Below are 17,037 nucleotides of genomic sequence, written 5' to 3'. Positions count from 1 at the left end.
TGTAGGCGTGCAGCGCGTGGTAAACAAGCAACTGGCTTTTCTTCGCAGCCGCGGGCGGCGACCGGCATCCTGGCGCGCCGGCTCCTTCGGCATGCCTCTGCTGCTGTTGTTTCTGCTCCTGGCGCTCTGTGGCAACCGGATGGCCTGGGCGTCCGGGCTGCCCGATCCCTGCCAGGTTTCATCGCTGCAATTGCTTCCCGGTGCGCAGTTCCTGCTCGATCCGACGCACAGCCTGGGCGCGGAGGCGGTCACGAACCTCCCGGACGAGCGCTTCCAGCGGATCGAGGGGAACCGCTTCCCCCTGGAATTCAGCACCGCGGCGATCTGGCTGCGCTTCACCCTGCAGCCGGACAGCGCTTGCCTGCGCTGGCTGAAGGTCGGCGAGCCGCGCCTGGACAAGGTGCAGGTGTTCGTCGGGCACGCCGGGCAGTGGAGCGAAATGCACGCCGGCAGCGACTACCCGCTGTCGCAGTGGCGGGTCGCCGCGCGGCAGCCGCTGTTTCCGCTGGCCCTTGCCGGGGGCGAGCCGGCCCAATTGCTGATGCGGGTACAGAGCAGCAGCGCGTTGATGATCAAGCCGGCCCTGTGGGACGAGTTCCAGCAGCAGCGCGCCCTCGAATGGTCGAACCTGCTCGATGGCGTGTCCCTGGGCATCACCCTGATCATCGTCCCCTTCGGCTTCGTCATCGGCCTGATCCGCCGCTCGCAACTGCTGATCATGAACGCCCTGGCGATCATGGCCTATGGCCTGGTGTGCTGCGTGGTCAACGGCTACCTGTTCTATGTCCCGCAGTGGATGCCGTTGAAGGAGCAGTTGATCAGCGTGCTCTCCTGCCTCGCCTTCTCGTTGTTCCTGGGCTACATGCGCGTCCTGTTCGGCGTGCAGGTCCTGCCGGGGTGGATGAAGGCCCTGCTGAACCTGTACACCCTGTTGATCGGAGGGCTGCTGCTCTGGGGGGCATTCGGCGACTACCGCTACACCCGGGTCGTGTTCAGCGAACTGCGCGGGCTCAACTACCTGCTGATCCCGCTGACACTGGGGGCGACCTGGCTGTACGGCCGGCGCCCCAGCTGGCTGGGGCTCGGGCTGACGGCGCTGTTCGTGTTCCAGGGCACCCTCCGGCACTTCATGGACGTGAAGAACGTGGGCTGGCAGTACGGTGAGGACCAACTGGGCCTGACCTCCACCTTGCCCGGCGTGCTGTTGCTGGTCTGCACCCTGGTGATGGAGTTCAGCCGCAGTCGCTGGCGCGAGCGCCGGGCCCTGGCGGATCTCGAGGAGCAGCGCCGGGCGGAGCACGAGCGGCTGGAAGGCTCGGTCGCCCGGCGCACCGAGCAGTTGCGCGAATCACTACGGGCCCGCAGCATGCTGCTGGCGCGCATCAGCCACGACCTGCGCACGCCACTGTCGAGCATCATCGACTACTCGCGGGCCCTGGAGCGCGAGGGCCGGACGGACCTGCCCCAGCGCATCGAGCGCAACGCCCGCCGCCAGCTGGAGATGATCGACGAGTTGCTGGAATTTTCCCGCAGCGACCTGCAGCAACTGGAGCTGGTCCTGGCGCCCGGCTACCTCTACGGCTTCCTGCGGGAAATCGAGGACGAAGGGCGCTTCCTCGCCCTGCGCCAGGACAACCGCTTCGCCTGCGAATTCGCCTCCGACCTGCCACCCCTGGTCCAGGCCGACTTCCGCCGCCTGCGCCAGGTACTGATCAACCTCCTGGCCAACGCCGGCAAATTCACCCGCGACGGCCTCATTGAATTCGCCGTGGAACGCCTGGACGCCGACGAGAGCGGCGTCACTCTGCGCTTCAGTGTCAGGGACAGCGGGATCGGCATCCGCGCGGACGAGCGGGAAAAACTGCTGCAGCCGTTCCAGCGCGGCAGCAATGCCGCGGCCTACGACGGCTCCGGGCTCGGGCTTTCGATCGTCTGCCAGCTGCTGCAACAGATGGGCAGCGAGCTGAACGTCGATGCGCAGCGGGAGCGGGGGGCCGCCTTGGGATTCGTGCTGAGGATGGCCTGCGCGACGGAAGATGAGGTCGAAAGCGTGGTGAGCGATACCGGCACCGTAGACATCGACGGCGATGGCCGTTGCATCCTGGTCGTCGACGACATCCAGCAGAACCGTGAGGGGTTGTACGACCTGCTGGCCGGCTACGGCTTCGACGTGCTGACCGCCGCCGACGGCGGGCAAGCGCTGGCATTGCTGCAGACATCCACGGTGGACCTGCTGATCACCGACCAGATGATGGCGCCGATGGATGGCTGGGCCTTGCTCTGCCAGGTCCGCGAGCACTACCCGGAACTGCCTGTCCTGCTGTACTCGGCGGCGCCGCCCCTGCGGCCACGCTGGGTGCCCGCCGGACTGGCGTTCGACGCCGCGCTGCTCAAGCCTGCTGCCAGCGGGCAGGTACTGGGCAGCGTCCGCAGGTTGCTCGGTAGCTGCGTCGTTGAATGACGAGGGCTCGCCGAGCCGGGAGCGCTGCAGATCCTCCATGCCCTGCGTGGCGCTAGTACATCCAGGAACACAGGAAACAGGAGAGGAGGAGGGCGGTTAAGTAGAGCAGGGGACGCCAATGAAACCGATGCTGATTGCGGCCTGCCTTTTTAAAGAGCCGCATTGGGATAGCCAGGCGCTTATCGCTCGCCTGGAAGGCGAGTTGCAGGCACTTGGATTTACCAACTGAAGCGAATGAAACTCACCCGTTCAACTCACCAGTACGCTATGGACTCTGCCGCCACGGAGGCAATCGTTGCGTTAGCCCTCGATGGAAAAGGGCGGCCGTCAAAGGCTGAAAGGGTGCTGGGCCCACCCTGGAACAGATTGGGTAGCCAAACCTCAGGCCGCCGGTGCCTGGGGCCATTACCCAGCCTGCAAAGGTGTTTCTCGTCATGGTCCCTTTTCTCGCGACGCGTTCTCGACTTAAGGTTTTGGCTAGGAAAAACCCTTTGGAGTATTCATGCCCGCGTTCCCCATCATCCGTCCGCGCCGCCTGCGCCGAAACGAATCCCTGCGCACACTCTTCCAGGAAACCGAATTCCGTCTCGATGACCTCATCCTGCCGATCTTCGTCGAGGAGGGCATCGACGACTTCGTGCCCATCGCCAGCATGCCGGGGGTCAATCGTATCCCCGAGAAACTGCTCGCCCGCGAGATCGAGCGTTACGCCCGCGCCGGCATCCGCTCGGTGATGACCTTCGGCGTCTCGCACCACCTCGACGAGACTGGCTCCGACACCTGGAACGAGAGCGGCCTGGTGGCGCGCATGGCGCGCATCTGCAAGGACACCGCGCCGGAAATGCTGGTCATGTCCGACACCTGCTTCTGCGAATACACCAGCCACGGCCACTGTGGCGTGCTGCATGAGCACGGGGTGGACAACGACGCCACGCTGGCCAACCTGGGCAAGCAGGCTGTGGTCGCCGCGGCTGCCGGTGCCGACTTCATCGCTCCGTCCGCTGCAATGGACGGGCAGGTCCAGGCCATCCGCAACGCCCTGGATGCCGCGGGCTTCCACGACACGGCGATCATGGCCTACTCGACCAAGTTCGCCTCCTCGCTCTATGGCCCATTCCGCGAGGCCGGTGGCACCGCGCTCAAGGGCGATCGCAAGGGCTACCAGATGAACCCGATGAACCGTCGGGAGGCGGTGCGCGAGTCTCTGCTGGACGAGCAGGAAGGGGCGGACGCGCTGATGGTCAAGCCGGCCGGCGCTTACCTCGATGTGATTGCCGACATCCGCGCCGCATCGCGCCTGCCCCTGGCGGCCTACCAGGTCAGTGGCGAGTACGCGATGATCAAGTTCGCTGGCCTGGCCGGCGCCATCGACGAAGGACGCGTGATGCGCGAAAGCATCGGCGCCATCAAGCGCGCAGGGGCCGATCTGATCCTGACCTACTTCGCGATGGATCTGGCGCGCGACGGCATCTGATGATGCTCGGGGCGCGCGGTCGCCCGGGCGTGGAGGGCGACCGGTTCCCCTCCACGCCGGACGATTTTTCGCTCCCCGGTCAGGGGCTCAGTGGCTGAGCGCTGTGGCGATACCCAGGCCCGTTTCGGCGCGAACCCGTTGATCCTCGAAACCCTCTCGGTCCCTATCGGCACGTGCGCTGCGGTCGAGCTTCGAGACCACCACTATCATGCCGAAGGCCAGGGGCATGGCGAACAACGCCGGGTGGTCATAGGGGAACAGGGCCTTGGCATGGCCAAGCACTGTCACCCATACGGTGGGGGAAAGAACGACCAGCACGAGCGCCGCGATCAGCCCGCTCAGCCCACCCCAGATGGCGCCGCGGGTGGTCAGCCCCTTCCAGTACATGGCCATTATCAGCACCGGGAAGTTGGCCGATGCGGCGATGCCGAAGGTCAACCCCACCAGGAAGGCGATGTTCACCTGCTCGAAGAGCATGCCCAGCGCGATAGCCAGCACCCCGAGCCCGAGCACGGCGAAGCGGGAAATGCGCATCTCTTGCGCTTCGCTGGCCTGGCCGCGCTTGTAGACCATGCCGTAGAGGTCGTGGGAGATGGTCGAGGCGCCCGCCAGGGTGAGGCCGGCAACGACGGCCAGTATGGTGGCGAAGGCCACCGCCGAGATGAAGCCGAGGAACAGATTCCCGCCAACGGCCTTGGCGAGGTGCATAGCGACCATATTGCCGCCCCCAAGCAAGGCTCCACCCAGCTTGCCATCGACGAAGTACTGCGGGTCGGTGCCGACGATGACGATGGAGGAGTAGCCGAGCACGCAGACCACCAGGAAGAAGAAGCCGATGAAGCCGGATGCGTAGAGCACCGATTTACGGGCTTCCCGCGCATTGGGCACGGTGAAGAAGCGCATCATGATGTGGGGCAGGCCAGCCAGGCCGAACACCAGGCCTATGGCCATGGAGGCCACATTGACCGGGTTGGCCAGCATGCTGCCCGGCCCCATGATGCTCCAGCCATTGGCATGGCTTTCCACCGCGCGCCGGGCCAGGGTTTCCAGGCTGAAATCGAACCGCTCCAGGGCCAGCAGCATGAGCGTGGTGCCACCGGCGAGCAAAAGAACGGCCTTGGTGATCTGGACCCAGGTCGTGGCCAGCATTCCGCCGAACACCACGTAAACCAGCATCAGCACACCGACCACTACCACGGCGACGTTATAGTCCAGGCCGAATAGAAGCTTGATCAGTTGCCCGGCGCCGACCATCTGCAGCAGCAGGTAGCAGCTCACCACCGTCAGCGAGCCGCAGGCCGCCAGTATGCGGATCCTGCGCTGGTCGAGCCGATAGGAGACGATGTCGGCGAAGGTGTAGCGGCCCAGGTTGCGCAGGCGCTCGGCCATCAGGAAGGTCAGCACCGGCCAGCCGACGAAGAAGCCGGTGACGTAGATCATGCCATCGTAGCCTTTGGCGAACACCATGCTGGAGATGCCCAGCAAGGTGGAGGCCGACATGTAGTCGCCGGCGATGGCCAGCCCGTTCTGCAGACCGGTGATGCCACCTCCGGCCGTGTAGAAGTCATGCGCGGACCGGGTGCGCCGCGCCGCCCACCAGGTGATCAGCAGGGTGATGCCCACGAATAGCACGAACATCGCAATGGCGTTCAGGTTGGGCTCCTGACGGCCGGCCTCGCTGGCGTGGGCGAAGAGCGGCAGGGCGATCAGGCAGGCTGCGCAGATTCGTTTCATTCCTGGCTCTCCTGGATGATGCTTTGGTTGAGGCGGTCGTAGTGGTTGTTGGCTCGATGCACGTACCAGCCTGTCAGCGACCATCCGGCAACGATCAGCAAGGCGCCCAGGGGAATGCCAAGGCTGATGTGGCTGGAAGGGTAGAGAGGACGATGAAGGAGTTGGGGATCGCTTGCGGCAACGCCCATGAAGAGGAAGTAGCCGCTCAGCACCACGATCGTCAGCCACCAACTGGTACGGCCACGCGCACGGCTAAGGGCGATGAACTTCGGATCCTGGCGAATTCGCCGGTAATGATCGGTATGGCTTTTGGGGGGGATGGTCATGGAGCCTCCACTTGTTTTTGTTGTAGGGCGATCCATCGGCCCGTATGGACGGGCCGTTATCAGGAGGGGAGTTCAGCGCCAGCTGTAGTCGGTGTAGCGCTCGCGCAAGGTTTTCTTGCTGATCTTGCCGGTGGCGGTAAGCGGCAACGCGTCCAGCAGCTCGCTGGCATCGGGGATCCACCACTTGGGCACCTTGCCGTCCAGGAAGCCGATCAGCTCCTGGTGGCTGGGCGCCGTTTCGCGGCAGCGCGGCACCACCACCAGGAGGGGACGCTCGCTCCAGCGCGGGTGCGGTACCCCGATCACCGCGGCTTCGGCCACCAGGGGGTGCGCCATCACGGCATTCTCGATTTCCACGGAGCAGATCCATTCGCCGCCGGACTTGATGACGTCCTTGATGCGATCGGTTATCTGCATGTATCCACGCGGATCGAGGGTGGCCATGTCGCCGGTATCGAACCAGTCGTCCGAGCCGTCCTGGCCGAAATAGCCACTGCGTACCCAGGGACCGCGCACCTGCAGCACGCCCGAGGTCAGTCCATCGTGCGGAAGAACCTGCCCGGCGTCGTCGACGATACGCATCTCCACGCCAAACAGCGGGCGCCCCGACTTGAGCGATTGCTCGCCGCGGGCATCGGGGTCGAGCTCCTCGTACCAGGGCTGGTGGCGGTTGTAGCTACCCAGCGGGTTGAGCTCCGTCATGCCCCAGCCATTCTCCAGAACGACACCATGGCGGGCCATGGCCTCGAGCAGGGAAAGGGGGCAGGCGGCGCCACCGGTAACGGCCCTTCTCAAGGTCGGTATCGCACCACCTCCAGCGGCCAGCTGCTGGCTGATGTTCGCCCAGATCGTCGGAACGGCCAGCGAGAAGGTGACGCCTTCCTCGTTGATCAAGCGGATCATCTTCGCCGCGTCGCCCACGTTGGGGCCCGGCAATACCAGCTTGGCTCCGGCCATCACCGAGGTGTAGGGCATGCCCCAGGCGTTGACATGGAACATGGGAACCATCGGCATCACCACGTCCACGGCGCGCAGTCCCACCTTGTCCGCCATGTTCTGCGACATGCTGTGCAGGACGGCGCTGCGGTGGCTGGTCAACACCCCCTTGGGATCGCCGGTCGTGCCGGAGGTGTAGCAGAGGCCGCTGGCCTGGCGTTCGTCGATCTCCGGCCAGTCGCAGGCCTCGCTCGCCCGGGACAGCAGGCGTTCGTAGCTCAGGAGGTTGGGAAGGGTGCTGGCCGGCAATTCGTCTTCGCCACAAAGGGCGATGAAATGCCGCACCGATGGAAGCTCATCGCGAAGCCCTTCGACAAGGGGGATGAACTGCGGGTCGATGAACAGCAGGTCGTCTTGCGCATGGCGGATGATGAACCGGATCTGCTCGGGGAAGAGCTTGGGGTTGATGGTGTGGCAGACGCGTCCGGAACAGGGAACCGCGTAGTGCAGTTCGAAATGACGATGATCGTTCCAGGCCAGGGTGCCTACCCTCGCATTGGGCGGGCAGGCCAGATCGTCGAGCGCATTCGCCAGCCGCGCGGCTCGCGCGAAGGCTTGCGCATAGCGGTAGCGATGCACACGGCCATCGGCGAACAGGGAAACGATCTCGGTATCCGCTGCAACCTGGAGGGCATGCCGCATGATTGCGGCAATACCGAGGTTGAAGTTCATCATCAAACCTTGCACAGGCAACCTCCGCCTTTTTCTTGTTTGGCTATCCGCAGGCATCGAGGGGCGACTCGCAGCCTTTGGCAGAGGGTTGAGCAAGGGGTGTGCCATTGCCTGTCCGGATCCTTCCCGGCGGCAGAAACTCATTTCATTTCAATTGGATAAAACGCATTCCCGATCAGGCTACGACTTGAGTCGGGCCGCTTGGCTCCGCGTCGATTTCAATTCTGTAATGAACTCGCCGCCGCGAGGTTTCATTTCTGAATTGCCACGGCTCAAGTGCGGAGGCGGCGCCAGAGCGTGGTCCGGCTGATGCCAAGTTGCCGGGCGGCCTCGTCCATGTCCCCGTTGCATGCTTCGAGCACCTTGCGCGCGTGGGCGATTTCGCTGGCCTTGCCGACGCTCCGCAGGTCCAACTGCGGAGCGTCGGCGGATGGCGGGGAGGAGGGGCACAGGCTGTCTTCGAGCAACTCGGGGAACAAGGTGGACAATGCGACGCTGCTGGCGCCCATCGCCTGGGCGGAAAGTGCCGCGCGCTCCACCAGGTTTTCCAGTTCGCGAATGTTGCCGGGCCAACGGTAAGCCTGAAGGTATGGCATCAGTTCATCCAGAACCGCTTGCCCGGCAAGAATGTGTTCCGGCGCGAGCGAAAGCTTGCGCAGGATCGAGCCGGCCAGCAGTTGGATGTCTTCCGGGCGCTCCCTGAGAGGAGGGACGGCGAGGCGAAGAATGTTCAGCCGGTAATAGAGGTCTTCGCGAAAGCGGCCATCGGCCACCCGGGCCCGCAGGTCGCAATGGGTCGCGGCTACGATGCGGATATCCACGGGCGTGGGCTCCGAGGCGCCGAGACGCAGGACCTCTCGTTCCTGCAGCACACGCAACAAGCGGGTTTGCAGGGTCACCGGCATATCGCCGATTTCATCCAGGAACAGGGTCCCAGTGTGCGCGGCCTCGATCAGGCCGGACTTCCCGCCCTTGCGAGAGCCGGTGAACGCGCCCTCTTCGTAGCCGAACAGTTCGCTTTCCAATAGCGTCTCCGGAAAGGCTGCGCAGTTGATCGCCACGAAGGGCCCCGGTTGTCGGGGGCTCGCATTGTGCAGGCTTTGTGCGAGCAACTCCTTTCCGGTCCCGCTTTCGCCGGTGATCAGCACGGTGGAGTCCGTACCGGCGTAGCGCCGAGCCAGTTCCAGCACCGTGCGAAACCCCGGCGCCTGGCCGAGTAGCTGATCAAAGCGATATCGAGCGGTGAATTGCCGGGGGCGGGCCTGGCTGCGGATTCTCCGGTCCGCGCGCTGGATCGTGTTCGTTTCCTGGCAGGAGACCACCACGCCATTCGCTTTGCCATGTTCGATGATCGGCGTGACGTTGGCTGCCAGCACCCGCCCACCGGCGCGAATGATCCGGCTTTCGTCGCTTTCGCCCTGGCCGATGGCAAGGCTGATGTCCAGGTCGGGCATGACTTCGGCGAATGGGCGTTCCTGCGCCCATTCGATGGTGACGCCGAGCATCTGTGCCATCCGGGGATTCAGTGACTGGACGATACCCTTGGCATCCACGGCGATCACGCCGTCGTTGAGGTTTCGCAGCACGGCGTTCAGCCACTGTTGCTGGATGAGGGCCTGGGACCTGCTGCGGCAGATCGCCAGGGCCTCATCGAGCGCTCTCTTCACGGCGTCTTCGTTCAATGCCAGGACGCCCTGGGCGCCGGCCGCCTCTGCGATTTCGACAGCGGTCGAGGAGCCGACGATCACCCGATAACCCTCATCGACCAGCCGGCGAATCTGTTCCTGGACTTCATTCAGGTTGGTGTAGGTGGCCTGGCGCACGTCGACGGTGAACAGCGAGGCCATGGCGTCGATTTCCGGGTGGCCCCGCTGGAAGCTGACGATGCCGACTTTCGTCGCCCGCGCCTTGGCGATGTCCAGCGCCCGGATCAGATCGTATTCGCCCATGCGAATCGACAGGATCGCGGTGGAGATATGTCGCCGGAGGTAATCCGCGGTTGCGCCCGAACAGATGATGATGTCGACATCCTGCCGGCCTTCCAGGGCCTTGCCGATCTGGCGCAGCTCATCGATGGTCGTTTCGACGATCTCCACGTGGGCCCGCTGGCTGTAGAGGGGCACGACCTTCTCGACGATGCGGGACATGCTGTTGGGGCCATGGGGAGTGCGGAGATGGTTGATGAGGGCGACGATGCGGGGTAGGTAATGCTGCTCTGTGGCCATGGGGAGTCTCGTGCAATTCATTTTCCAACCTGCAATCAAGGTTTCAGAATTGCAACGAACAATCCAGCAGGGAAGACTCCTTATCAATCGCGCGAATTCATAAGCATCTGATTTTTAATAGGAAAATATAGATTTTCTGCAGCTGGAACGGCTCTTGCTCTGCCTCTTGCACGTCACAAACCAGAGCAAGCTTTATCCATGCATAGCCCTTCAGCCCCCAACTCCGATCTTCCCCGAATCGATGTCCCCTCGGCTCTGGCGCCCTTGGCAGCCCGCCTGGCCTGCCAGTTTGCCTACGAGCATGTCGAAATCGAATCCTGCGAACGGCTCTCCGGCGGTGCCATCCAGGAAAACTGGTTACTGAGCGCCAGCGTCCTGGTGCATGGGGAACCGATCGAGAAGCGCTGGGTGTTGCGTACGGATGCGCCGTCAACGGTTGCCGTCAGCATGGGGCGAGCCCAGGAGTTCGCCGTATTGCAGGCGGTACACCAGGCCGGCGTCACGGTACCGGACCCGCTTTGGCTATGCCGTGACCCCGGGATATTGGGGCGCGACTTCTTTCTCATGGCGGCCCTGGAGGGGACCGCCAGCGGCTTCCGGCTCACGACGGACAAGGCCCTCGAACTGGCGCGGAGAGACCTTTGCCGGGAGCTTGGTGCCAACCTTGCGTTGCTCCATGAAGTGAAGCCCGACCATGCTGAACTCGATTTCCTGCATGCGGCCGCCATCGATCCGATTCAGCGCGATATCGATCTCTACCGCCAATACCTCGATGAGTTGCCCATTGCCCATCCCGTCATCGAATGGGGTTTGCGCTGGTGCGAGCTGAACCGGCCGGACGCGCTTGCGCCAAGGCTGATTCATCGCGATTACCGCACTGGCAACTACATGGTGGACCAGGGGCGCCTGGTCGGCGTGCTGGACTGGGAGTTCGCGGGGTGGGGCGACCCCCGTGAGGACCTGGGCTGGTTCACCGCGCGCTGCTGGCGTTTCGCCCGGCCGGACCGGGAGGCCGGCGGCATCGGGCAACTGGACGATTTTCTCGAAGGGTATTCGAGTGTTTCGGGCTTGCGTCCGACGCTGGAAGAACTCCGGTTCTGGCAGCTGATGGCCCATGTCCGCTGGGCCTTGATCGCGCTGCAACAGGCGCAGCGGCATCTCACCGGACAGCAGCGCTCGCTGGAGCTGGCCCTGACCGGGCGGCTGATCCCGGAACTGGAATACGAGATCCTTTCTCTCACAGGAGCCCGGCCATGATTGCCCCGAATGCAGTGGATCTACTGGTAGCCGCCCGTAGCACCGTGCTGGAAGCGTTGCTTCCCTCGCTGCCGAGCGAACTGCATTACCAATGCAGGATGGTTGCCAATGCGCTGGCGATCGCCGTCCGAGAGCTGGAGCTTGGAGAACAGGTCGCCGACCTGGAGAGCCACGCGCTGGATCATGTGCTGGAACCACAGGGCATTCCCCATCTGCCCCATGAGCGGGCCCTGGGCACACTCGTGAAGCTGATCCGCCAGGGAGACTTCGACCGGCCGGGAGCCGGGCAGGCGAGCTTGCAGCAAGCGCTGACCGCGATCACCGAGGCCCGGCTGAGTGTCAGCAACCCCAAGGTCCTGAACCATGGCCGCTGAAGCCTTCGCCGGTGTGCGTCGACGCCGTTGCTACCTGGTCCGCCACGGGCATGTCGAGTATTTCGATGAGCAAGGCAAACCCCTGGACCCACGCAATGTTCCGCTCTCGCAGAAAGGGGCGCAGCAGGCATGGGCGCTCGGCCAGGTGCTGCAGGATGCTCGCGTTGACAGGGCCCTGTGCTCCGATTACCCCCGCGCGAGGCAGACGCTCGAGCTGATATTGCCGGGCCATGGCGTGCCCATCGAGTCTCTGCCCGAACTACGCGAAATACGTGCCGGTCGCCTGCGCGAACTGGAGCGCGAGTCGCTGCCCGAGCAGGTGCTGGGCGCTTATCGGAATGCCGGTGCCGTGAATGCCCGCTTTCTCGGCGGAGAGCGCTGGGACGAATTCCAGTCGCGCATCCTCGGCCTTTTCCAGGGCCTCATCCAGGACCCGTCATGGCAGAGCGTCCTGATCGTCAGCCACGACGCCGTCAACCGCGTGATCCTGAGCTGGGCCACCGGCCTGGGGCTCGGCGCGATCGCGGCGTTCGAACAGGATCCCGCGTGCCTGAACGTGCTGGACATCGATACCCGGGACGGTCAATTGCTCGGCGCCGTCATCCGTACGCTCAACTACACCCCCTATAGCCCTCACAAGGCAGGGATCCACGACACCGTTCTGGAAAACCTCTTCAGGGCTATCCAGCCGGAAAGCCTGACGGCCTGATCTTCCCGATGACAGGAACCATCCATGAATTTCTCCCTTCCCGAAGAGCTCCAATCCCTGCAGAAACGTGTGCGCGACTTCATCGCAGAAGAAGTCATTCCCATGGAGAACGACCCTCGCCAGAGCTCCCACGGCCCCTCGGATGAGCTGCGGCAAGCGTTGGTCGAGAGGGCACGTGCCTGGGGGTTGCTGACCCCGCATGCCTCTGCCGAGATGGGCGGCCAGGGCTTGTCGCACGTCGCCAAGGCGGTTGTGTTCGAAGAGGCTGGCTACTCGCCGCTCGGTCCCACCGCAATGAATATCCATGCCCCCGACGAAGGCAACATCCACCTGATGGAGGTGGTCGCAACGCCGGCGCAAAAAGACCGCTGGCTGCGTCCGCTCGCGCAGGGCCACATCCGTTCCTGTTTCGCCATGACCGAACCCTCGCCTGGCGCAGGTTCGGATCCATCGATGCTGACCACCACCGCGGTTCGCGACGGCGACGATTTCATCATCAACGGCCACAAGTGGCTGATCACCGGCGCCGATGGCGCAGGCTTCGCCATCATCATGGCGCGTACCGAGGAGGGGCACGCGACCATGTTCCTCACCGATACCAACCGCCCGGGGTTCATTCTCGAGCGGATGATGGATTCGCTGGATAGCTGCTTCACCGGTGGCCATGCCGTCTTGCGCTTCGAGAATCTGCGAGTCCCTGCCAGCGATGTGCTGGGTGAAGTGGGCAAGGGGTTTCGCTATGCCCAGGTTCGCCTGGCGCCTGCCCGGCTGACTCATTGCATGCGATGGCTGGGGCAGGCTCGCCGCGCCCATGAGGTTGCCTGCCGCTACGCCAGCCGAAGGGAGTCTTTCGGCAAGAAACTTGGCGAGCATCAGGGGGTTGGGTTCATGCTCGCCGACAACGAAATGGACCTGCTGACCACGCGCCTGGCCATCTGGCATTGCGCCTGGGTGCTGGACCAGGGGGAGCGGGGCAACGTTGAATCCAGCATGGCCAAGGTCATCAGCTCGGAGGGAATCTGGCGGGTCATCGACCGTAGCGTCCAGGTGCTGGGCGGGCAGGGCGTCACTAGCGAGGCCATCGTCGACCGGATCTTCCGTGACGCGCGAGCCTTCAGGATCTATGACGGCCCGAACGAAGTTCACCGCATGAGCCTGGCTCGCAAGATTCTGGATAGGGTGAGCGGAGGCGGGCGATGAACCAACTGTTCAACCTCAGCGGCAAACGCGCCCTGGTGACGGGGGCTTCCAGCGGGCTCGGCAGGCACTTCGCTCGAACCCTGGCGGTGGCTGGCGCCCACGTGGCAGTCGCCGCGCGGCGACTCGATCGCCTTGACGCGTTTGTTCTCGAGTTGCGCGAGCAGGGACTGGAAGCAACGGCGTATGAGCTCGACGTCACCTCGCGCGAATCGGTCAATGCGTGCCTGGACAGCATCCAATGGGACCTGGCAGGGCTCGATATCGTCGTCAACAACGCCGGCGTCAGTAACACGAAGCGTGTCCTCGACTACGAGGACAGTGACTGGGATGCGGTACTGGATACCAATCTCAAGGGCGCCTGGGTCGTTGCGCAGGAGACGGCACGCAGGATGGTGGCTGCGGGGCGTGGCGGCAGCCTGATCAACATCACCTCGATTCTCGCCTCGCGTGTAGGCGGCGGGGTCGGGCCATACTGCGCGGCCAAGGCCGGTCTGGGTCACCTGACGCGCTCCATGGCCCTGGAGCTTGCCCGTCACCGCATCCGGATCAACGCGATAGCCCCGGGCTATGTGGTGACCGAACTGAACCAGGACTTTCTTGCCAGCGATGCAGGCGAGCGCCTGAGAAAGCGCATTCCCTCCGGGCAGTTCTGTACCTACGAGGATCTGGACGGGGCGCTTCTGCTATTGGCTTCGGAGGCCGGCCGGAGCATGACCGGCGCGGAAATCGTTGTCGACGGTGGCCATTCCTGCTCTGCGCTCTAAGGCAGGCCTCCCTGCCAGCAATAGCTGTGGCAGGGAGGCGAGCCTGGATCATGACGGGGAACGAGCCGACCGCGATCGTCAGGCCTCGACGGTCAGGATGATCTTCCCGATGTGCTGACTGGCGTCCATCATTTCATGCGCCGCACGAGCCTGCGTGAGGCCGAAGGTCTTGCAAAGCAGGGGTTTGACTTCCCCCTTGCGTACATGGGGCCAGACCTGGCTCTCGAGCTCATCGATGATCGCCTTTTTCTCATCGTGGGTTCGGGAGCGCAGGGTCGAGCCGATATGTGTCAGGCGCTTCACCAGCATCTGGAAGTAATTGACGGTGGCCGCGGGCCCTTTGATCAGCCCGATCTGAACGATGCGGCCGTTCATGGCCGCTGCCTGGAAGTTTCGATCGACGTAGTCCCCGCCGATGATGTCGACCACCACGTCGACGCCTCGTCCCCCGGTCTCGCGCATGACCTCTTCCACGAAATCCTGCCGGGTGTAGTCGATGGGGTGATCCGAGCCCAGAGACCGGCTGGCGGCCTGCTGTTCCTCGTTCTTCACCGTGGTGAAGATCTGCGAGGCACCGAAAGCTCTGGCCAGCATGGTGGCCGTTGTGCCGATTCCGGAAGCGCCGCCATGGATCAGCACCGATTCCCCGGCCTTGAACTGCCCTCTCTGGAACAGGTTGGTCCAGACGGTCATGAAGGTTTCCGGCAAGGCCGCCGCTTCTTCCAGACTCAAGCCTTCGGGCAGATGGAGAGTGGTGCGCTCGTCTGCAACGGCGTACTGGGCGTAGCCGCCACCGGGAACCAGGGCCATCACCTTGTCACCGATGGCGAAATTTCTTACCTCGGCGCCCAGCGCCACGATTTCGCCGGATATTTCCAGCCCGGGAATATCCGAGGCGCCAGGAGGCGGATCATAGAGACCTTTGCGCTGGAGGACGTCAGGCCCATTCACGCCGGCGGCATGCACCTTGATCAGCACTTCCCTTTCACTCGGACGAGGAGTGGGCCGCTGGACCGGGACCAGAACATCCGGCCCTCCCGGGCGGCTGATCTCAATGGCTGTCATATGGGAAGGAATGTTGGGCGCGTTCATATTGCGAACCTCGGTATAAGAATTGACGCAGCGTGGGAATGGCTGATCTGACCACGGGTCGTTGGGAGGGGGCGGAGCTGACGCTGGTCTGATCGGCCAGGAAAGAAGGGGAGCCAGGATATGTGCACCTGGCTCCCGGGCTTGTCAGCCGCGTATGAAGGCAAGCAGGTCGGCGTTGATCGTATCGGCTTCGGTGGTCGGCATCCCGTGGGGGAAGCCGGAGTAGGTCTTCAGCGTGCTGTTCCGGAGCAGCTTCGCCGAGAGCAGGCCCGAATCCTCATAGGGGACGATCTGGTCGTCGTCACCATGCATCACCAGGACCGGGATGGTGATTTTCTTCAGGTCCTCGGTGAAGTCCGTCTGCGAGAACGCGACTATGCCGTCGTAGTGGGCCTTGGCGCAGCCCATCATGCCCTGGCGCCACCAGTTCCAGATGATGCCTTCCGAGGGCTTCGCGCCTGGGCGGTTGTAGCCGTAGAAGGGGCCTGCGGGCACGTCGTAGTAGAACTGCGCGCGGTTGGCCGCGAGCTGGGCCTGCAGGTCGTCGAATACCTGCTTGGGCAGGCCGCCAGGATTGCTGTCGGTCTTCACCATCAGCGGCGGGACGGCGCTGATGATGGCGGCCTTGGAAACACGGTCCTCGCCATGGCGGGCGATGTAGTGGACGACTTCGCCGCCGCCGGTGGAGTGGCCGACGTGAACCGCGCCCTGGGTGCCAAGATGATTGACCACCGCAGCGACATCGTCGGCGTAGTGATCCATGTCGTGGCCGTCCCACACTTGGCTCGAACGCCCGTGCCCGCGGCGGTCGTGGGCGACGACGCGGAAGCCGTTGGCCAGGAAGAAGAGCATCTGGGCATCCCAATCGTCGGCACTGAGCGGCCAACCATGGTGGAAGTGGATTACCTGGGCGTCCCGCGGGCCCCAGTCTTTGTAGAAGATTTCAACCCCGTCCTTCGTGGTGACGTATCCCATGTTCGCATCTCCTGTGTGAGGTGGAGTTCGGCGACCAACGATGCGACACCGCGTGAACGCCCCATCGCTTGGCCGTCCAATCACTGTAGGTTTAAAGTAAGCTTTAAGGTCAACGCTTTTTTCGAGGGTGCTGCATGAGAATTGGAGAGCTGGCGAAGCTCAGTGGGCTGGCGCCTTCGCGCATTCGCTTCTACGAGGCCAGTGGCCTGATCAACTCGGTGGAGCGCAAGGCCAATGGCTACCGCGACTACGCGCCGGAGACGCTGGTGATCCTGGAGATCATCACTGGCGCCCAGAGCGCGGGCTTCTCGCTGGAGGAGATCCGCCCCTTGCTTCCGCTGAACGCCAGTGGCTGGCAGCATGGCGAGCTGCTGGAGGGCCTCAGGCGCAAGGTGGGCGAGATCGAGGTGCTGCAGAAGCGCCTGGAGCAGAACAAGGCACAGCTGCTGGTGGCCATCGAGGGCATCGAGAGCAAGCCGGAAGGGATGCAGTGCGCAGACAATACCCAGCGGGTGCTGGAGCGTCTGCGCCAAGAGGGCAGTGTGACAATGCGGCCCCGCAAACAGACCAAGGGCCGTAGCGCTTCCGTCGAATGAGCCCCGGCCCCGGAAAAGCCGGGCATGCTGCCTGGCTTCCATCGAAACGGCTTGTCGGGCCGACCAGCGATCAGGCAGCTCAGCGGTTTGGGCGCATAAAGCGCGCGCTGGAACCCAGGAATGTATTCATGTTTACCCCTCGCGTGCCTTCAGGTGGGCGGGGGAAAGGCGTTCAACGGCTC

Annotated in this window: 14 protein-coding genes; 8 read left to right on the top strand and 6 right to left on the bottom strand. The window is 63.8% G+C overall.

What is annotated here, in order from left to right; all coding sequences use genetic code 11:
- Nucleotides 1–91: 91 nt before the first annotated feature.
- Complete coding sequence (locus tag BM060_RS24265; RefSeq protein WP_074983818.1) at nt 92–2,461, top strand: hybrid sensor histidine kinase/response regulator; 2,370 nt, start codon at nt 92–94, stop codon at nt 2,459–2,461.
- A gap of 502 nt (nt 2,462–2,963) precedes the next feature.
- Complete coding sequence (hemB, locus tag BM060_RS24255) at nt 2,964–3,935, top strand: porphobilinogen synthase (RefSeq protein WP_074983815.1); 972 nt, start codon at nt 2,964–2,966, stop codon at nt 3,933–3,935.
- 87 nt (nt 3,936–4,022) lie between these two features.
- Here hemB and BM060_RS24250 read toward each other — a convergent pair whose 3' ends face one another.
- The 4 genes from BM060_RS24250 to prpR all read right to left on the bottom strand — a co-directional run bounded on the left by BM060_RS24250 (nt 4,023) and on the right by prpR (nt 9,888).
- Nucleotides 4,023–5,669: a cation acetate symporter gene (locus BM060_RS24250; RefSeq protein ID WP_074983813.1), complete on the bottom strand. Its 1,647-nt coding sequence runs from the start codon at nt 5,667–5,669 to the stop codon at nt 4,023–4,025.
- A complete protein-coding gene (locus tag BM060_RS24245) occupies nt 5,666–5,995 on the bottom strand; it encodes a DUF485 domain-containing protein (protein ID WP_074983811.1) in 330 nt (109 codons plus the stop codon). Before BM060_RS24245 ends, BM060_RS24250 begins: the two co-directional genes overlap by 4 nt.
- A 72-nt stretch (nt 5,996–6,067) precedes the next feature.
- Nucleotides 6,068–7,663: a long-chain fatty acid--CoA ligase gene (locus BM060_RS24240; protein ID WP_210147054.1), complete on the bottom strand. Its 1,596-nt coding sequence runs from the start codon at nt 7,661–7,663 to the stop codon at nt 6,068–6,070.
- 272 nt (nt 7,664–7,935) lie between these two features.
- The gene (gene prpR, locus BM060_RS24235) at nt 7,936–9,888 is read right to left on the bottom strand and encodes a propionate catabolism operon regulatory protein PrpR (RefSeq protein ID WP_083426835.1); all 1,953 of its coding nucleotides are present in this window, start codon (nt 9,886–9,888) and stop codon (nt 7,936–7,938) included.
- 198 nt (nt 9,889–10,086) lie between these two features.
- Between prpR and BM060_RS24230 the strand changes: the two genes are divergently transcribed.
- The 5 genes from BM060_RS24230 to BM060_RS24210 are packed head-to-tail and all read left to right on the top strand — an operon-like array spanning nt 10,087 to nt 14,192.
- Complete coding sequence (locus BM060_RS24230) at nt 10,087–11,145, top strand: phosphotransferase family protein (protein ID WP_074983804.1); 1,059 nt, start codon at nt 10,087–10,089, stop codon at nt 11,143–11,145.
- Nucleotides 11,142–11,519 (top strand): DUF6285 domain-containing protein, encoded by a 378-nt coding sequence (locus tag BM060_RS24225; protein WP_074983802.1) that lies wholly within the window; start codon nt 11,142–11,144, stop codon nt 11,517–11,519. Before BM060_RS24230 ends, BM060_RS24225 begins: the two co-directional genes overlap by 4 nt.
- The gene (locus BM060_RS24220; RefSeq protein WP_074983800.1) at nt 11,509–12,228 is read left to right on the top strand and encodes a histidine phosphatase family protein; all 720 of its coding nucleotides are present in this window, start codon (nt 11,509–11,511) and stop codon (nt 12,226–12,228) included. The genes BM060_RS24225 and BM060_RS24220 overlap by 11 nt, the downstream gene beginning before the upstream one ends.
- 24 nt (nt 12,229–12,252) lie before the next feature.
- The gene (locus tag BM060_RS24215; protein ID WP_074983798.1) at nt 12,253–13,428 is read left to right on the top strand and encodes an acyl-CoA dehydrogenase family protein; all 1,176 of its coding nucleotides are present in this window, start codon (nt 12,253–12,255) and stop codon (nt 13,426–13,428) included.
- Nucleotides 13,425–14,192, top strand: a complete 768-nt coding sequence (locus tag BM060_RS24210) for an SDR family NAD(P)-dependent oxidoreductase (RefSeq protein WP_074983796.1) — start codon at nt 13,425–13,427, stop codon at nt 14,190–14,192. The genes BM060_RS24215 and BM060_RS24210 overlap by 4 nt, the downstream gene beginning before the upstream one ends.
- 78 nt (nt 14,193–14,270) lie before the next feature.
- Here BM060_RS24210 and BM060_RS24205 read toward each other — a convergent pair whose 3' ends face one another.
- Both BM060_RS24205 and BM060_RS24200 read right to left on the bottom strand, forming a co-directional pair.
- The gene (locus BM060_RS24205) at nt 14,271–15,257 is read right to left on the bottom strand and encodes an NAD(P)H-quinone oxidoreductase (RefSeq protein WP_074983795.1); all 987 of its coding nucleotides are present in this window, start codon (nt 15,255–15,257) and stop codon (nt 14,271–14,273) included.
- Between the two features lie 171 nt (nt 15,258–15,428).
- On the bottom strand, nt 15,429–16,259 hold the full coding sequence (locus BM060_RS24200) for an alpha/beta fold hydrolase (RefSeq protein WP_074983793.1): 831 nt from the start codon (nt 16,257–16,259) through the stop codon (nt 15,429–15,431).
- 134 nt (nt 16,260–16,393) lie between these two features.
- Between BM060_RS24200 and BM060_RS24195 the strand changes: the two genes are divergently transcribed.
- Nucleotides 16,394–16,855 carry a MerR family transcriptional regulator gene (locus BM060_RS24195; protein WP_074983790.1) on the top strand — a complete coding sequence of 154 codons (462 nt, stop codon included), beginning with the start codon at nt 16,394–16,396 and terminating at the stop codon, nt 16,853–16,855.
- Nucleotides 16,856–17,037: the final 182 nt, after the last annotated feature.

The organism is Pseudomonas citronellolis, from assembly GCF_900112375.1.
Taxonomy (GTDB): Bacteria; Pseudomonadota; Gammaproteobacteria; order Pseudomonadales; family Pseudomonadaceae; genus Pseudomonas; species Pseudomonas citronellolis.
The sequence above is the reverse complement of the archived record's forward strand: the minus strand, read 5'-3'. Positions and strand labels throughout refer to the sequence as shown.